This window comes from Burkholderia sp. WAC0059 (assembly GCF_002870125.1).
Classification (GTDB): domain Bacteria; phylum Pseudomonadota; class Gammaproteobacteria; order Burkholderiales; family Burkholderiaceae; genus Paraburkholderia.
Genome location: NZ_PNEO01000005.1, coordinates 1 through 15,738 on the forward strand (window position 1 = coordinate 1; position 15,738 = coordinate 15,738).

Sequence of the window (15,738 nt, forward strand, 5' to 3'; positions counted from 1 at the left end):
TTTGGATGGCTGAACCGCTTCAGGCGGCTGGCACGCGACTATGAGCGCCTGCCTGAAACCCTGGCGGGCCTGCACTTCGTCGTTTTTGCCATGCTCATGCTCGTCCATGCTGTGCCCATTATCCAAAGTGCCTAACACGCTCTAAGCGCGGATTTTGAGATACCAGTGAAGTTGAGAGCATGGTGCAATTTTCTTGGCGACTATTCTTATGCCCTGTATCTATTCCATATCCCCGCGATCATCGGTGCGCTAGCACTTGGATCAGATCGATCAGTAATCACTTTGGGTTCTGCCTTTGTGGTATCCCTGATCGCTTTATACGGAATCGATTACCCTGCTCGAAAGCTGTTCAGAAGAAGACGCAGCGCCCCGGCTCTTGCCGCCTGATTGACATGCCAGCAGATTGCGGGCATTTACCCAATCAAGTTCCGCTGCCTGCCTGGACGGACCCTGTACGCGAGCATGTTGCTGCCTGCCGGCGAACCCGCCGATGTGGGTGGTCAACCAGATGGAACACATCAGCATGAAGATGCTCGAGCAGCGGTACGGACGGTGGATCAAGGACGCCGCTGCCGCGCCGGACGTCGGCAAACGCGCCGGAGCACTGTTCGGAAGAGCGTTGTACAGGATCAAACCGGCACTGATGGGTCGGGGAAATGCCTGAAAAGCTGGCGCAAATGCTGCCATTCCGCAACCACCTTAGGCTACTTCCAGACGCTTTCGGGGATAGGTTTCGATGGAGCCTTGTACAGCAAGGCGTTCAAGAATCATTCTGGCGGAGAGAGGGGGATTCGAACCCCCGATAGGTTATTAACCTATACACGCTTTCCAGGCGTGCGACTTAAACCGCTCATCCATCTCTCCGGCGGGACGCGCATTGTAGCAGAATCCGCGCGGCAACCCAAACGGCGCCGAAAACCTCTTCACGGATGCCGGATGTAATCCACGAGCGCCAGCATGTAGGCGTCGGGTCGGCGATCCGCTAGGCTCACGGCGATCGCCGCGAGAAAACCGGCCGGCACGCCGAACAGGCCCGAGCTGATCGGGTCGATGCCGAACCAGCGCGGGCCCTCGAAGCCCGTTAGCTGCGTGAAGAACGGATAGGTCGAAACGATGTAATAGACGCAGACGGCAAGCCCTGCCACCATGCCCGCGACGGCGCCGAGCCGCGTCGTGCGTTTCCAGAACACGCCGAGCACGAGCACCGGAAAGAGACTCGACGCGGCCAGCGAGAACGCGGCGCCGACGAGAAACAGGATGTTGCCCGTGTTCAGCGAAGCCACCCACGACGCCAGCAGCGCCACGCCGAGCAGCAGGATCTTCGATATCGTCACGCGGCGCTGGCTCGAGGCCGTCGGATCGACGAGGTGGTAGTACACGTCGTGCGAGAGCACGTTCGAGATGGTGAGCAGCAGGCCGTCGGCCGTCGAGAGCGCGGCCGCCAGCGCGCCCGACGCGATGAGCCCCGACATCACGTAAGGCAGCCCCGCGATCTCGGGCGCGGCGAGTACGACCATGTCCGGCTGCATCCCGATGTCGCTCCAGCGCACGATGCCGTCGCCGTTCACGTCGGCGACGCTGATGAGGTAAGGCTCGATGCTGCGCCACTGCATCACCCAGCGCGGCAGATCGTCGAAAGGCCGGCCGACGAGATGCGAGAGGATCTCGAACTTGATCAGCACGGCCAGCACGGGCACGGTCAGATAGAAGAGCGCGACGAACGCAAGGGTCCAGCCGACGGAGCGCCGTGCCGAGGCCACTGAGCTCGTCGTGTTATAGCGCGTCAGGATGTGCGGCAAGCTCGCGGTCCCAAGCGAAAGGCACAGCAGCAGCGCGAGGAAATTGCGCCGGTGAACGCGACGTTCGTCGTCGGTTGCGGCGGGAAACGGCTCGTGCATCGGCACCGGCGCCGCCGCGCGCTCGAGCAGCGCGTCGCGTTCGGCGGTCCAGGCCGCGCGGGCGGTCTGCGCGTCGCGCGGAAACGCGGCCAGTTCGCGCTCCCGTGCATCGACGTCGCGCAGCGAACCGTCGTGCCGGCGCAGATCGGCCAGTTCGCTCGCTAGGTGCGCCCGGCCCTCGGCATACGACTGCGGCAGCGCATCGATCTGCGCCTGCCAGAGCGCGGCGCGGCGCCGGTATGCGTCGCGCACCTGCTGTTCGGCGCCCGCGTCGCGCACGGCGTGCTCGAGCGTCTCGACGCGCTGCATCACGCGTCCGTAGTCGAACTGCGGCACCCATCCGAGGCCGTCGCGATGCGCGATCAGCGACACCGGAATCAGCATCGCCGAGATCAGGATCACGTATTGCGCCACCTGGGTCCACGTCACCGCGCGCATGCCGCCGAGAAACGAGCACACGAGAATGCCGGCCAGCCCGCAGAAGATCCCGATCGCGAAATCGACGCCGATGAAGCGCATCGCGATAAGCCCGACGCCCTGGATCTGTGCGACGAGATAGACGAACGAACAGAGGATCGTCGCCAGCACCGCGAGCGCGCGCACGAGGTTGCTCGAAAAGCGCGTGCCGAGGAAATCGGCGATCGTATAGCGCGCGAGCTTGCGTACGTACGGCGCGAGCAGGAACGCGACGAGGCAGTAGCCGCCGGTCCAGCCCATCAGGTAGGCGAGCCCGTCGTAACCGCTCGCGTAGAGCGAGCCCGCGAGGCCGATGAACGAGGCGGCCGAGAGCCAGTCGGCCGCGGTCGCCATGCCGTTGAAGAGCGACGGCACGCGACGGCCGGCCACGTAGTATTCGACGAGATCGGAGGTACGCGAGAGCAGGCCGATCACCGCGTACACCGCGACGGGCACGAACAGGAACACGTAGCCGACCCACACGCCCGGCCCGATCGCGAGCTCGATGCGCCACATCACCCAGACGAACGCGAGGAAGCCGAGCGTGTAGCACGCGTAGGAGCGGATCAGCCGGTGAACGAGCGTCATGGCTGCCGGGCGCGATCGGTGGCGAGGTCGGCGGCGCGCGCTGCCTGCAGCACGCGATCCGCCCGCTGCATCAGCACGATGTAGACGGCAACGAGCGCCACGTAGATCAGGATCGAGCCCTGCGCACCGAAGTAAAACGGCAGGTTCAGGCCCATGAAACGAATCCGCTCGAGCCGATCCGCGAAGAGCGGCACGAGGAACGACACGGCGAAGCCGAGCGCCATCAGCACGGCGATCAACGCGAGGTTGAAGCGCCAGTAGCGCCGATGCGCGACGACCATCGCCTCGCTCACCGGCGGCGGCTCGGGCGGCGGGTTTAGCGGAGCGGAAGAAGGGGGACGAAGCGCGGCCATGCGCCTGTTTAACAAAAATACGCATGGCCGGCAATCGGGATTGCAGCGGGGACGCGGCGGTCCGCCCGGGGCCCGGCCGCCGCGGGGAAAGGCATCCGCGCGCCCGCGGAATGCGCCGGCGAACCACCCCGCGCGGCGCGTCATCCCGCGTGGGCGAGTGACGCGCCGATCACGGCAAGATCACGAAGCCGCGAGACGCGTCTTCACGCCGCCGACGCCGACCGGCAACACCGCCCGCCCGTAGGCCTCGTTGATGACGTCGGCGGCGGACAGATAGAACGCAAGCGCGGCGGTGATCAAACCGAAGTAGCCGCCGGCGGCATGCAGCGCGACCGAGCCGGTCCATTCGCCTGCCGCGAGCAGGAAGAACGTGATCCACAGCGCGAGGAAAATCAGTTGCAGCGCGCGCGGCGAACGGAACGTGGCGAACCACATGTACAGCGTGAAAACACCCCACAGGAACAGATACCAGCCGACGAACGCGGGCGGCACCTTCTCGTGCAGGAACATCGCGAAGAGCGCGAACGACCACCAGAATGCGCCGTAGCCGAGGAACGCCGTCGCGCCGAACGTATTGCCGCGCGGCATTTCCATGATGCCGGCAATGGCCTGCGCCGTGCCGCCGAACGCGAGCGCGCACGCGAGCACCATGTTGACCGCGTCGCCCGAAAACCATCCGGCGTTGATCATGCTCAGCAGCCATGTCGTCAGCGCAAAGCCCGCCAGGCCAAGCGGAGCGGGGTTGGAAAATTTCGCCTGATTGGTAGCGTTGCTCATTTCCTGTCTCCTTCGTAAGAATAAGAATAAGTACTGCTTTCCATCCATGGCCCGTACACACGGCCTTGCCGACCGGAGGCCCGCCTGGCGCCGGCCTCCGGACGAACGGCGATCGACGTTCAGCAGGATTCGCCGAGCTGATCGAGAATCGCCGGATTTTCGAGCGTCGAGACGTCCTGCGTGATCGCCTCTCCCTTCGCGAGCGAGCGCAGCAGCCGCCGCATGATCTTGCCCGAACGCGTCTTCGGCAGGTTCTCGCCGAAGCGGATGTCGCGCGGCTTGGCGATCGGCCCGATTTCCTTGCCGACCCAGGCGCGCAGCTCGTTGGCGAGCTGCACCGCCTCCTCGCCCACCGGGCGCGCGCGCTTGAGCACGACGAACGCCACGACGGCCTCGCCGGTCGTGTCGTCGGGCCGGCCCACGACGGCCGCCTCGGCCACGATCGGATTGGCCACGAGCGCCGACTCGATCTCCATCGTGCCGAGCCGGTGCCCCGAGACGTTCAGCACGTCGTCGATGCGGCCCATGATCGTGAAGTAGCCGGTTTCGCGGTCGCGCACGCTGCCGTCGCCGGCGAGGTAGAGCCGGCCGCCCAGCTCCTCGGGGAAATAACTCTTGCGGTAGCGCTCCGGATCGCCCCAGACCGTGCGGATCATCGAGGGCCACGGACGCTTGACGACGAGAATCCCGCCCTGCCCGTCGGGCACGTCCTGGCCCGTCTCGTCGACGATGGCCGCCATGATCCCCGGCAGCGGCAGCGTGCACGAGCCCGGCACGAGCGGCGTCGCGCCCGGCAGCGGCGTGATCATGTGGCCGCCGGTTTCGGTCTGCCACCACGTGTCGACGATCGGGCAGCGCGAGCCGCCCACCTGCTCGTGGTACCAGACCCAGGCCTCCGGATTGATCGGCTCGCCGACCGTGCCGATGATGCGCAGCGACGAGAGGTCGTAGCGCTTCGGATGCGTGTCGGGATTCGCGTCGGCCGCCTTGATGAGCGAACGGATCGCCGTGGGCGCCGTGTAGAACAGGCTGACCTTATGCTTCGCGATCATTTCCCAGAAGCGGCCGGCGTTCGGATACGTCGGCACGCCCTCGAACACGACCTGGGTCGCGCCGAGCGCAAGCGGTCCGTAGGCGATGTAGCTGTGGCCCGTGATCCAGCCGATGTCGGCCGTGCACCAGAATACGTCGTCGGGCTTCCAGTCGAAGGTCCACTTCACGGTCTGCGCGGCCCACAGCAAATAGCCGCCCGTGCTGTGCTGCACGCCCTTGGGCTTGCCGGTCGAGCCCGACGTGTAGAGGATGAAGAGCGGATGCTCGGCGCCAACCCATTCGGGCTCGCAGACTTCGGGCTCGTCCTGCGCGAGCTCGTGCATCCAGAAGTCGCGGCCCTCGCGCCAGGCCACCGTGCCGCCGGTGCGGCGGTAGACGATCGTGCTGTGCACCGCTTCGCAGCCGCCCATCGCGAGCGCCTCGTCCGCGATGTTCTTGAGCGGCAGCGCCTTGCCGCCGCGCATCTGCTCGTCGGCGGTGACGAGCGCGACGGCGCCCACGTCGACGATGCGCTCGTTGAGCGACTTCGACGAGAAGCCGCCGAACACGACCGAATGTGTCGCGCCGATGCGCGCGCAGGCCTGCATCGCGACGATGCCCTCGACCGACATCGGCATGTAGATGACGACGCGCTCGCCCTTCTTCACGCCGCGCTTCTTCAGCGCGTTCGCGAAGCGGCTAACGCGCGCGAGCAGGTCGCGATAGGTGACGCGGGTGACCGTGCCGTCGTCGGCCTCGAAGATCACCGCGACGCGCTCGCCGTGGCCCGCCTCGACGTGGCGGTCGAGACTGTTGTACGACGCGTTGAGCGCGCCGTCCTCGAACCACGTGTAGAACGGCGCCTTCGACTCGTCGAGCACCTTCGAGAAAGGCTTCTTCCACGTCAGCGTCTCGCGCGCGAGGCGCGCCCAGAACCCTTCGTAATCGCGCTCCGCCTCGGCGACTAGCGCCCGGTACGCATCCATGCCGGACACCGTCGCGTTGGCTACCGCCTGCGCCGACGGCGCAAACACGCGATGCTCCTGAAGAACCGATTCAATCGCGGACATCGACCACCTCTTCTCAATCAGAATATATGCAATACGCGCGGCCTCTCGTGCCGACCCCGCGCTGTCTCCCTGCAACGCCGAAGGCGTCCCCGCCATTGTCCCGCGCCTGCCGCATGGGCGTCGTCCGCGCGGGCAGCCTGCCCCGCGATCGCTACCGCAGCGCAGCATCCGCATCGACGCGTCGCCGTCGTTGGACGACGATAAGCCCGGCAACTTACCGCCCACTTACGCGACCGCTCGCACCACGCACCGCATGCGCGTAACGGATAACGGGTATTCAGATGCTAACTGAAAACGCCGCGCCCGGATTCCCGCCTGAATCGCTACTCGCTGTTGCTCATGGCGTCGATGCGGCCCGTCGACCACAACGTCGGCGTCGGCCAATTCATCGTCGCCTTCGTCCCCGTTCCGCTTTTCGCACTGCAGTGATTCGTGATCGCGCTCGCCCCCCTCGATACGTCGAAACGAAGCACATACCGGCCGTTGCCGCCCGACACCTCCGGCCGGGGCCCGGACGTCCTCGTCCAGCCCGCTCTCCACGCGCCCGCGGCAGGAGCCTGCCCGCAGCGCAGCGCGGGGCCGCGCCGGCGCTGTACAATAGCGCCCGATCCCGCGGCGCGGGAAACGCCCTTGAAACAGGCGCCCGGGCAAGACAGCCGTGAGCCTGGCGAGCCGCTTGACCCGCACGCGCGACGTGCGCCGTCCGCACCGCTTTCCGTCCGATGATCGATCGTCACAGTCCGATTCCGCCACCGTGATTGACTATGCCAGCCGAACGCCCTTCCCCGAGCGATAACGTCCGCCACCGGATGCGTCCGCTGCCGGCCCTCATCTTCATGAGCCGCTGGCTGCAGGTGCCGCTCTACCTCGGGCTCATCGTCGCGCAGGGCGTATACGTCGTGCTGTTCGCGAAGGAGGTCTGGCATCTCGTCAGCCACGTGACGACGCTCGACGAGACCAGCATCATGCTTGCCGTGCTGAGCCTCGTCGACGTGGTGATGATCTCGAACCTGCTCATCATGGTGGTCATCGGCGGCTACGAGACCTTCGTCTCGCGCCTCGGCGTGGAGGGCCACCCCGACGAGCCCGAATGGCTCGACCACGTGAACGCCGGCATCCTGAAGGTCAAGCTCGCGATGGCGCTCATCAGCATCTCGTCGATCCATCTGCTGAAGACCTTCATCAATCCGGACCAGCAGTCGACCCACTCGATCCTGTGGCAGGTCGCGATCCATGTCGCCTTCCTCGTCTCGGCGCTCGCGATGGCCTGGATCGACCGGCTGACCACGCACACGCATCCCGAGCACTACCGGGAGTTCGCGGCCCGGCATCCGCCGGCCGCCACCGCTCCTGAATAAATTCCAACCGCAATACCCTGTTACCCATCCCAGTCCCCACTGAGCCTAGCCATGACTGTCATCAAGCAGGAAGACCTGATCCAGAGCATCGCCGATTCGCTGCAGTACATCAGCTACTATCACCCGCTCGACTACATCGAGGCGCTCGGCCGTGCCTACGAGCTCGAACAGAGCCCGGCCGCGAAGGACGCCATCGCGCAGATCCTGACCAACAGCCGCATGTGCGCCGAGGGCCGCCGCCCGATCTGCCAGGACACGGGCATCGTCACCGTGTTCGCGAAGATCGGCATGGACGTGCGCTGGGACGGCGCCACGATGAGCGTGACCGACATGATCAACGAGGGCGTGCGGCGCGGCTACACGCATCCCGACAACGTGCTGCGCGCCTCCATCGTGAGTCCGCCCGAAGGCGCGCGCAAGAATACGAAAGACAACACGCCGGCCGTGATCCACTACGAGATCGTGCCGGGCGACAAAGTCGACGTGCAGGTCGCCGCGAAGGGCGGCGGCTCGGAAAACAAGTCGAAGTTCGCGATGCTCAACCCGTCCGATTCGATCGTCGACTGGGTCCTCAAGACCGTGCCGACGATGGGCGCCGGCTGGTGTCCGCCGGGCATGCTCGGCATCGGCATCGGCGGCACCGCCGAGAAGGCGATGCTGATGGCGAAGGAATCGCTGATGGACCCGATCGACATCCAGGAGATCATCGCGCGCGGCCCGCAGGACTGGATCGAGGAATTGCGCGTCGAGCTGCACGAGAAGGTCAACGCGCTCGGCATCGGCGCGCAGGGCCTCGGCGGCCTCGCGACCGTGCTCGACGTGAAGATCATGGCCGCGCCCACGCACGCGGCCTCCAAGCCCATCGCGATCATCCCGAACTGCGCGGCCACGCGCCACGCGCACTTCACGCTCGACGGTTCGGGCGCGGCGAAGCTCGAACCGCCCTCGCTCGACGCCTGGCCGAAGGTCCAGTGGGAGCCGAACACCGAGACGAGCAAGCGCGTCGACCTGAACACGCTGACGCCCGAGGAAGTCGCCTCGTGGAAGCCGGGCCAGACGCTGCTGCTCTCGGGCAAGATGCTCACGGGCCGCGACGCCGCCCACAAGCGCATCGCCGACATGCTCGCGAAGGGCGAGAAGCTGCCCGTCGACTTCACGAACCGCGTGATCTATTACGTCGGCCCGGTCGATCCGGTGCGCGACGAAGTGGTCGGCCCGGCGGGCCCGACCACGTCGACGCGCATGGACAGTTTCACCGAGATGATGCTCGCGCAGACGGGCCTCATTTCGATGATCGGCAAGGCCGAGCGCGGCCCCGTCGCGATCGGGGCGATCAGGAAGCACAAGGCCGCCTACCTGATGGCGGTCGGCGGCGCGGCCTACCTCGTCTCGAAGGCGATCCGCAGCTCGAAGGTGCTCGCGTTCGGGGATCTCGGCATGGAAGCGATCTACGAATTCGACGTGCAGGACATGCCGGTGACGGTGGCCGTCGATTCGGCGGGCACGTCGGTGCACCAGACCGGCCCGAAGGAATGGCAGGCGAAGATCGGCAAAATTCCGGTCGCGACCGCCTGATCGCGGCGCCGGCCTGGCGCCGCCGCCGGGCCGGGGCACCAGGCCCCGGCCTTGGCATTTACGGGCTCAACGTTTATTTTGTTGAAAACCCCGGTTGAAAACCACGCACCGCCCTCCAAGGAAAAATCATGCAAGGCGACAAGAAAGTCATCGAATATCTGAACGCCCAGCTCAAGAACGAACTGACCGCGATTAACCAGTACTTTCTGCATGCCCGGCTCTACAAACACTGGGGGCTCGAGAAGCTCGGCAAGCACGAATACGACGAATCGCTCGGAGAAATGCGGCACGCCGACTGGCTCATCGAGCGGATTTTCATGCTCGACGGCCTGCCGAACCTGCAGGACCTGCACAAGCTGCTGATCGGCGAGGAGACGAAGGAAATCCTCGAATGCGACCTGAAGCTCGAGCAGATTTCGCAGTCCACCTGCAAGGAAGCGATCGCGTATTGCGAATCGGTGCGCGATTTCGTGTCTCGCGAGATTTTCGTGAAGATCCTCGACGACACCGAGGAGCACATCGACTGGCTCGAAACGCAACTGGACCTGATCGACAAGGTCGGCATCCAGAACTACCAGCAGTCGGGCATGAATCCGGACGAATCCTGACGAAACGCCGTTCCGGCGCGCCCCCGCGACCGGCCACCCTGCATGATTCCGCATCCGGCTCCATGAACGCGGTTCTCTCTCCCGGCGAAGCGCCGGTCGGCATTTTCGATTCCGGCCTGGGCGGCCTGTCGGTGCTGCGCGCCGTGCGCGCGCAATTGCCCGGCGAGCGCATCGTCTACGTCGCCGATTCGCGCCACGCGCCGTACGGCGAGCGCGACGACGACTTCATCGCGGACCGCACGCTCGCCATCGGCAACTGGCTCGTGGCCCGGGGCGCGAAGGTGCTCGTCGTGGCCTGCAACACGGCCACGGCCCAGTCGATCGCGCTCGTGCGCGAGCAGCTCGCCATCCCGCTCGTCGGCGTCGAGCCGGGCATCAAGCCGGCCGCGCTGCAGTCGAAGACGCGGGTGGCCGGCGTGCTCGCCACACAGAGCACGCTGCGCAGTGCGCGGTTCCGGGCGCTGGTCGAGCGCTACGCCGCCGATTGCCGCCTGATCTGCCAGCCGGGCCACGGGCTCGTCGAGGCGATCGAGCGTTGCGACGTCGGCTCGCCCGAGCTCGTGGCGCTGCTGCGCGGCTATCTGCAGCCGATGCTCGACGCCGGCGCCGACACGCTGGTTCTCGGCTGCACGCACTATCCGTTTCTCGACGCCGCGATCCGCTCGATCGTCGGCGAACGCATGACGCTGATCGATACCGGCGTCGCCATCGCCCAGCAATTGCAGCGCGTGCTGGACCAGCACGGCCTGCGCGCTGCGACCGATGCGGCGCCCGCGCCCGTGCGCTTCTGCTCGACCAGCGACGGCGCGCACCTGAAGGCGCTCGCGGCCGCGCTGCTCGGGCTCGAGGCGGACGTCGAGCCGGTGGACATCCCCTCCCGACGCACGATGGGCACCGTCGGCGCGATCGGCCCCGCGGCCGACGCCGCCTAGCGGCCGCGGCCGCCGCCGGGCCAGCCCGGCCCGTCCGGCCAAAACCCTGCCAACTACCCGGTTTTGTTACAAAAATCCCGTCCGGACGCTTGCCAAACGGGTCAAACATAATGATAATAATTCGCATTAACGTTATCTATTGCGCCTCATCATGATTGTCTGCGTGTGCAAGTCCGTGTCCGATCGGGTCATCCGCGCCTCCATCCGCGACGGCGTGGCGTCGTCTTTCGACGAGCTTCAGTTCGAACTCGGCGTCGCCACCTGCTGCGGCAAGTGCGAAGCATCGGTGCGCGACGTGATGGCGCAAAGCGGCGCATGCGCGAACCTGTGCGGCGTCGCCGCCCATCATCATCCGCAGGTGCAGCCCGCTCCCGTCGCGGTGCCGCTCACGTTCTACGAGCGCAAGGCCGCCTGAGTCCGCTCTCCTGGCGCCTGGGGCAACGTCCCCGTTCTGCCGTCCGCAGCAAGCCAGTACGCCGCCTTCGTCGTACAGCCAGCCAGCACTCTCGTCCTCTCGAGGAGGTCACGATGGAATTGCTGATCGGTTTCGCGACTACGCTGTGTATCTCGCTGTTGATTTTCCGGACATGACGCTGGCCCAACCGTTGTCGGGCGGCGCGATCAGCCGCCCCTTTTGCCGTTTCCCCGCCCGCAGGTCCCGCTGAAGATGCCGGTCCTGCCGTTCCCCGCCGGCACGTGGCCGGCCCTGACCCGCCGCCGCCGTACCGCCGCCATCGTGCTCGCCGTCGTGGCCGCCCACGTCGTGCTCGTCGTCCTCATGTTGACGCGGCACGACGACACCGTGGCCGTCCCGGTACTCCAGTCGCAAACCCTCACCGCGGAACTGCTGCCCCGCACGCCGGCGGCACCGGCAGCGATCCAGTCGGCGCCGACGCCCGTGCCGCCGAAGCCCATCCCGCAACACGTCGCCCGCGCAAAACCGAGGGCACCCGCGCGCGCCTCGCCGGCGCCAACCCCGCTGCCCGTCGCCGATACCCCGTCGCCGCCTCCGGCCGAAGCACCCGCACCGCTCGCGCCTGCCGCGCCGTCCGCGCCCGAACAGGCCGCACCGTCCGCGCCGCCGCGTCCCACGCTCGCGCTGAGCGCGCCCCAGAACGTGTCGCATCTGGACTGCCGGATCGTCCTGCCCGACTACCCGTCGATCTCGCGCGACGAGGGCGAAACCGGCGTCGTCTACGTACATTTCGTGGTCGGCACGACGGGCATCATCGAAGACATCGCGCTGCAGCGAAGCAGCGGCTATCGCCGCCTCGACGCCGCCGCACTCGACGCCATGCGCGCAAGCACCTGCAAGCCGTATCTCGAGAACGGCCAGCCGGTGCGCGCGGCCTACACCCAGCCGTTCGACTTCAATCTCAGCAACTGAAACGGCCAGACAACGCAAAAGGAAGGACCATGCAGCACTACGGTATCGCCCACGTCTGGGCGCAAGGGGATTTCGTGACGCGCGGCATCGCGCTCGCGCTGTTCGTCATGTCGGTCCTGTCGTGGTGCGTGATCGCCGCCAAGGGCTGGAACGTCGCGCGTCTGAAGCGTCTGACGAAGAACGCCGAACGCGCCTTCTGGCATTCCGACGATTTCGCCGACGGCATCGGGAAGCTCGGCAGCGGCACGCGCGAGGACAACCCGTTTCTCGCGCTCGCGCTTTCGGGCGAGGAAGCCGCGAAGCACCATCAGCAGACGCAGCCGCATCTGCACGACCGCATGGACGTCTCCGACTGGATCACCCGGTGCCTGAAGGACAGCATGGACGAGTCGATCGCGCGCATGCAGGGCGGGCTCGCCGTCCTCGCCTCGATCGGCAGCACTGCGCCGTTCGTCGGCCTGTTCGGCACCGTCTGGGGCATCTACCACGCGCTCCTCGCGATCGGCTCGACCGGCCAGACCTCGATCGACGCCGTTGCCGGTCCCGTGGGCGAGGCGCTCATCATGACCGCGTTCGGCCTCTTCGTCGCGATTCCCGCCGTGCTCGGCTACAACGCGCTCACGCGCGCGAACCGCACCGTCGTGAGCAAGCTGAACCGCTTCGCGCACGGACTGCACGCGTTCTTCGTCACGGGCACGCGGTTGCCGCCCACGCGCGGCAACCTGCGGGTCGCCGCGCGCGGCCGGTAAGTCACGGAGACGCCCTCATGGCCATGAGCCCCTTCTCCAGCGACGAAGACGACGGCCTGCTGAACGAAATCAACATGACGCCGCTCGTCGACGTCATGCTGGTCCTGCTGATCGTCTTCATGGTGACGATTCCGGCCATGCGGCACGCCGTCAGGATCGATCTGCCGCACGCGAGCAGCCGGCCCGAGGACACTAAACCCGCGCACGTCGACGTGACGATCGGCGCGGACGGCTCGGTTAGCTGGAACGGCCAGCCCGTCGACGAAGCGACGCTGCGCGCGAAGATCGACGCCGCGGCCGGTGCGACGCCCCAGCCCGAACTGCATCTCGACGCCGACCGCAAGGTTTCCTACGAAAAGGTCGCGCAGGTGATGTCGGCCGCCCAGGCCGGCGGGCTGACGAAAATCGGCTTCGTCACCGATCCCTCGCGCCATTGATTCGCCTGATCCCGCTTTCTTCAGGCAGTACTGCTTAAAAAGTAAAAGGCCTTCATCCTCGGATGAAGGCCTTTTTTCCGGCGCACGCGGCGCATTCGGGCGGCGGCGACACTTGCCGTTGGGGGCTCGCGTCGACCGCATGCGACATGCCGTGCCGGGCACGGACCGCGCGTTCCGCCCTGAAGGCTCGCTATGGATAGCGGCCATCGATTCCCGCACAAGTCAGGCGCTTGACGAGAGGGATTTCAATATAGGCTGCACGTCATGCGCATTCAAGCGTCGGTCGATTGAAAGTAGTGATCGCAGACGACGCTTAAATGCGAAAAGAAATGAAAGAGCCGCGGCGCCGACGCGCGCCGCGCTCACACGGCCTCGGCACCCGGCGCTTGAACGACGGCATGATCGCCGCGCTTGCCGGCGGCGACGCCGTCCGGCACATAACGATCTGCCGCCCGCTCCACCGCCCCGCGCCTGCCCGCCGAGATTGCCGCATCGACGTCCTCGCGCAGCGGGCACTCTTGCCGCAGACGCGCATCGGCATCGAGCGCCTCGACGAGGTAGTCGACGAACGCCCGCACGGCCGGCACCATCCCCTGCCGCGAGAGGAAAACCGCGTACAGTTGCGGCACGGGCAACGTCCAGCCCGGCATGACCGGCGAAAGCTGGCCCGTGCGCAGCGGCGCCCCGTACATCATTTCGGGCAGCGCGGCAATGCCGAGCCCCGCGAGCACGGCTTCGCGCAGCGTCGTCAGGTCGGCGCTGACGAGGCGCGGCTCGTGCTCGTGAAGATGGCGCGTGCCGTCGGGCGCGATGAGCTGGAACACGTGACGGCCGTCGCCCGTCGGCGTATCGAGCGTTTCGAAGCGGTCGAGTTCCGCGGGCGTGAGCGGCGGCGCATGCTGGCTGAGCAGGCTCGGCGCGCCGACCAGCATCTGTTCGGTGCGCCAGAGCGGGCGGACCACGATGTTGGCGTTTTGCGGCGGGTCCGAGCGCACGCGCAACGCGACGTCGACCGAGTCCTCGAAGAGGTCGATCACGCGGTTGGTCACGCGCATGACGAGCTTCACTTCCGGATAGCGGTGCATGAACTCGGGAATGACGCGCGAGAAAATCGCCTGGGAGAGCGTGACCGGCACGCTCACGCGCACGGTGCCGCGCGGCGAGGAGCGCAGCGACTGCACGACGTTGACGGCCGCCTGCGCCTCCGCGCGCATGGCCTGGCAATGCTGGTAGAACAGCTTGCCCGCCTCGGTCAGCGCGAGCTTGCGCGTGGAGCGCTGCAAAAGTCGCACGCCGAGCGACGCCTCCAGCTCGCTCACGCGCCGCGACAGGCGCGACTTGGAAATGCCCAGCACGCGCTCGGCAGCAGAAAACCCACCGTGCTCGACGACCTGCGAGAAATACATCAGGTCGTTCAGGTTATGCGAATCGACTTTCATGCCGCCATTCCATCCGCTGTTTCCGCTGTTTCACTACCAGGACAATCCATTGCGCCCAGGCCGCTAAATGCCCCAAACTGGCTCTCTATAATAGCCCTTCGTTTCACGAAACAGCACAATTCCCGTTTTTTTCGAGGTGATTCCCATGGCAACGACCCGCACGATCGACCGTATCCATCCCTCCGTACGCACGACCGAGGGCGCGGGCTTCGTCGTCCACCGGCCGTTCCCGACACGCATGCTGATGGACTTCGATCCGTTCCTGCTGCTCGACGAGATGGGGCCGGTCGACTATGCGCCGGGCACGGCCAAAGGCGCGCCCGACCATCCGCACCGCGGTTTCGAAACCGTCACCTACGTGCTCGCGGGCCGCATGGGCCACAAGGATTCGGTCGGCCACTCGGGCGCGCTCGGCCCCGGCGACGTGCAGTGGATGACGGCCGGCGCGGGCGTCGTCCACAGCGAGATGCCCGAGGCCGAGTTCGTGCGCACGGGCGGGCGGATGCACGTCCTGCAGTTGTGGGTCAACCTGCCCCAGCGCGACAAGATGATCGCGCCGCGCTACCAGGAAATACCGGACCGGCAAATTCCGCTCGGGCAGTCGGCCGACGGCGCGGTGAAGGTCAAGGTCATCGCGGGCGAGGCGCTCGGCGTCAAGGCGACCATCGAAACGCGCACGCCGATCCTGTATCAGCACTTCACGCTCGCGCCGGGCGCGCGCATCGAGCATCCGGTGCCGCACGGCTACCGTATCTTCGCCTACGGCCTCTCGGGCACGGGCCGCTACGGCCCCGAGGGCGAATCCGTTGCAGCTCAGCAGATGGTCGTCTTCGCCGCCGACGGCGACACGGTCACGCTCGCCGCCGGCGACGAGCCGCTCGACGTGCTGCTGATCGGCGGCGTGCCGCTGAACGAGCCCGTGGTCCGCTACGGCCCGTTCGTGATGAATACCGAGCAGGAAATCCGCCAGGCCGTGCTCGACTATCAGACCGGACGCATGGGCGCCATCACGCATTGAGCGCGCACGGCATGCGGAACCTGCCGCAAACATTTCACGACGATAGCCGCTTTCCGTCACA

Annotated in this window: 15 protein-coding genes, 1 tRNA gene and 2 pseudogenes; 12 read left to right on the forward strand and 6 right to left on the reverse strand. The window is 66.5% G+C overall.

Features of this window, described 5'->3' with window-relative positions:
* Window positions 1–135, forward strand: a pseudogene (locus CY652_RS06665) (IS5/IS1182 family transposase); the annotation flags it as partial.
* Between the two features lie 355 nt (window positions 136–490).
* Complete coding sequence (locus CY652_RS06670) at window positions 491–664, forward strand: integrase (RefSeq protein WP_258002215.1); 174 nt, start codon at window positions 491–493, stop codon at window positions 662–664.
* Window positions 665–773: 109 nt separating this feature from the next.
* On the opposite strand, the gene CY652_RS06675 is transcribed toward CY652_RS06670, so the two are convergent.
* From CY652_RS06675 to acs, 5 genes are all read right to left on the reverse strand, one after another.
* Window positions 774–864 (reverse strand) — tRNA-Ser (locus CY652_RS06675).
* A gap of 59 nt (window positions 865–923) precedes the next feature.
* The gene (locus tag CY652_RS06680) at window positions 924–2,942 is read right to left on the reverse strand and encodes a sodium:solute symporter family protein (RefSeq protein ID WP_102129932.1); all 2,019 of its coding nucleotides are present in this window, start codon (window positions 2,940–2,942) and stop codon (window positions 924–926) included.
* Window positions 2,939–3,235 carry a DUF4212 domain-containing protein gene (locus CY652_RS06685; protein WP_308410376.1) on the reverse strand — a complete coding sequence of 99 codons (297 nt, stop codon included), beginning with the start codon at window positions 3,233–3,235 and terminating at the stop codon, window positions 2,939–2,941. Before CY652_RS06685 ends, CY652_RS06680 begins: the two co-directional genes overlap by 4 nt.
* A gap of 240 nt (window positions 3,236–3,475) precedes the next feature.
* Window positions 3,476–4,072 (reverse strand): acetate uptake transporter, encoded by a 597-nt coding sequence (locus tag CY652_RS06690; protein WP_102129934.1) that lies wholly within the window; start codon window positions 4,070–4,072, stop codon window positions 3,476–3,478.
* A gap of 119 nt (window positions 4,073–4,191) precedes the next feature.
* Window positions 4,192–6,174: an acetate--CoA ligase gene (gene acs, locus CY652_RS06695; RefSeq protein WP_102129935.1), complete on the reverse strand. Its 1,983-nt coding sequence runs from the start codon at window positions 6,172–6,174 to the stop codon at window positions 4,192–4,194.
* A 315-nt stretch (window positions 6,175–6,489) separates the two neighbouring features.
* On the opposite strand from acs, the pseudogene CY652_RS25020 reads away from it, so the two are divergent.
* From CY652_RS25020 to CY652_RS06740, 9 genes and pseudogenes are all read left to right on the forward strand, one after another.
* Window positions 6,490–6,600: pseudogene (locus CY652_RS25020) on the forward strand (DMT family transporter); the annotation flags it as partial.
* A gap of 338 nt (window positions 6,601–6,938) precedes the next feature.
* On the forward strand, window positions 6,939–7,532 hold the full coding sequence (locus CY652_RS06705; RefSeq protein WP_102129936.1) for a TIGR00645 family protein: 594 nt from the start codon (window positions 6,939–6,941) through the stop codon (window positions 7,530–7,532).
* A 51-nt stretch (window positions 7,533–7,583) separates the two neighbouring features.
* Window positions 7,584–9,107: a fumarate hydratase gene (locus tag CY652_RS06710; RefSeq protein ID WP_102129937.1), complete on the forward strand. Its 1,524-nt coding sequence runs from the start codon at window positions 7,584–7,586 to the stop codon at window positions 9,105–9,107.
* 128 nt (window positions 9,108–9,235) lie between these two features.
* Window positions 9,236–9,715 (forward strand): bacterioferritin, encoded by a 480-nt coding sequence (gene bfr, locus CY652_RS06715; protein ID WP_102129938.1) that lies wholly within the window; start codon window positions 9,236–9,238, stop codon window positions 9,713–9,715.
* A 62-nt stretch (window positions 9,716–9,777) separates the two neighbouring features.
* Complete coding sequence (gene murI, locus CY652_RS06720) at window positions 9,778–10,647, forward strand: glutamate racemase (RefSeq protein ID WP_102129939.1); 870 nt, start codon at window positions 9,778–9,780, stop codon at window positions 10,645–10,647.
* Between the two features lie 151 nt (window positions 10,648–10,798).
* Window positions 10,799–11,062, forward strand: coding sequence for a (2Fe-2S)-binding protein (locus tag CY652_RS06725; RefSeq protein ID WP_102130120.1), 264 nt, complete (start codon window positions 10,799–10,801; stop codon window positions 11,060–11,062).
* A gap of 252 nt (window positions 11,063–11,314) precedes the next feature.
* A complete protein-coding gene (locus tag CY652_RS06730) occupies window positions 11,315–12,034 on the forward strand; it encodes an energy transducer TonB (protein ID WP_102129940.1) in 720 nt (239 codons plus the stop codon).
* Window positions 12,035–12,063: 29 nt separating this feature from the next.
* Window positions 12,064–12,783: a MotA/TolQ/ExbB proton channel family protein gene (locus CY652_RS06735; protein WP_102129941.1), complete on the forward strand. Its 720-nt coding sequence runs from the start codon at window positions 12,064–12,066 to the stop codon at window positions 12,781–12,783.
* 17 nt (window positions 12,784–12,800) lie between these two features.
* Window positions 12,801–13,220: an ExbD/TolR family protein gene (locus CY652_RS06740; RefSeq protein ID WP_102129942.1), complete on the forward strand. Its 420-nt coding sequence runs from the start codon at window positions 12,801–12,803 to the stop codon at window positions 13,218–13,220.
* A 362-nt stretch (window positions 13,221–13,582) separates the two neighbouring features.
* Here the strand turns inward: CY652_RS06740 and CY652_RS06745 are convergent, their stop codons facing one another.
* Window positions 13,583–14,659 carry a LysR family transcriptional regulator gene (locus CY652_RS06745; RefSeq protein WP_102129943.1) on the reverse strand — a complete coding sequence of 359 codons (1,077 nt, stop codon included), beginning with the start codon at window positions 14,657–14,659 and terminating at the stop codon, window positions 13,583–13,585.
* Window positions 14,660–14,804: 145 nt separating this feature from the next.
* On the opposite strand from CY652_RS06745, the gene CY652_RS06750 reads away from it, so the two are divergent.
* Window positions 14,805–15,677, forward strand: coding sequence for a pirin family protein (locus tag CY652_RS06750; protein ID WP_102129944.1), 873 nt, complete (start codon window positions 14,805–14,807; stop codon window positions 15,675–15,677).
* Window positions 15,678–15,738 lie beyond the last annotated feature (61 nt).

Coding starts and splice junctions, on each gene's coding strand:
- CY652_RS06670 (WP_258002215.1), top strand. CDS start 491: ATGTGGGTGGTCAACCAGATGGAACACATCAGCATGAAGATGCTCGAG.
- CY652_RS06705 (WP_102129936.1), top strand. CDS start 6,939: ATGCCAGCCGAACGCCCTTCCCCGAGCGATAACGTCCGCCACCGGATG.
- CY652_RS06735 (WP_102129941.1), top strand. CDS start 12,064: ATGCAGCACTACGGTATCGCCCACGTCTGGGCGCAAGGGGATTTCGTG.
- CY652_RS06750 (WP_102129944.1), top strand. CDS start 14,805: ATGGCAACGACCCGCACGATCGACCGTATCCATCCCTCCGTACGCACG.
- bfr (WP_102129938.1), top strand. CDS start 9,236: ATGCAAGGCGACAAGAAAGTCATCGAATATCTGAACGCCCAGCTCAAG.
- CY652_RS06725 (WP_102130120.1), top strand. CDS start 10,799: ATGATTGTCTGCGTGTGCAAGTCCGTGTCCGATCGGGTCATCCGCGCC.
- acs (WP_102129935.1), bottom strand. CDS start 6,174: ATGTCCGCGATTGAATCGGTTCTTCAGGAGCATCGCGTGTTTGCGCCG.
- CY652_RS06740 (WP_102129942.1), top strand. CDS start 12,801: ATGGCCATGAGCCCCTTCTCCAGCGACGAAGACGACGGCCTGCTGAAC.
- CY652_RS06730 (WP_102129940.1), top strand. CDS start 11,315: ATGCCGGTCCTGCCGTTCCCCGCCGGCACGTGGCCGGCCCTGACCCGC.
- murI (WP_102129939.1), top strand. CDS start 9,778: ATGAACGCGGTTCTCTCTCCCGGCGAAGCGCCGGTCGGCATTTTCGAT.
- CY652_RS06680 (WP_102129932.1), bottom strand. CDS start 2,942: ATGACGCTCGTTCACCGGCTGATCCGCTCCTACGCGTGCTACACGCTC.
- CY652_RS06710 (WP_102129937.1), top strand. CDS start 7,584: ATGACTGTCATCAAGCAGGAAGACCTGATCCAGAGCATCGCCGATTCG.
- CY652_RS06690 (WP_102129934.1), bottom strand. CDS start 4,072: ATGAGCAACGCTACCAATCAGGCGAAATTTTCCAACCCCGCTCCGCTT.
- CY652_RS06745 (WP_102129943.1), bottom strand. CDS start 14,659: ATGAAAGTCGATTCGCATAACCTGAACGACCTGATGTATTTCTCGCAG.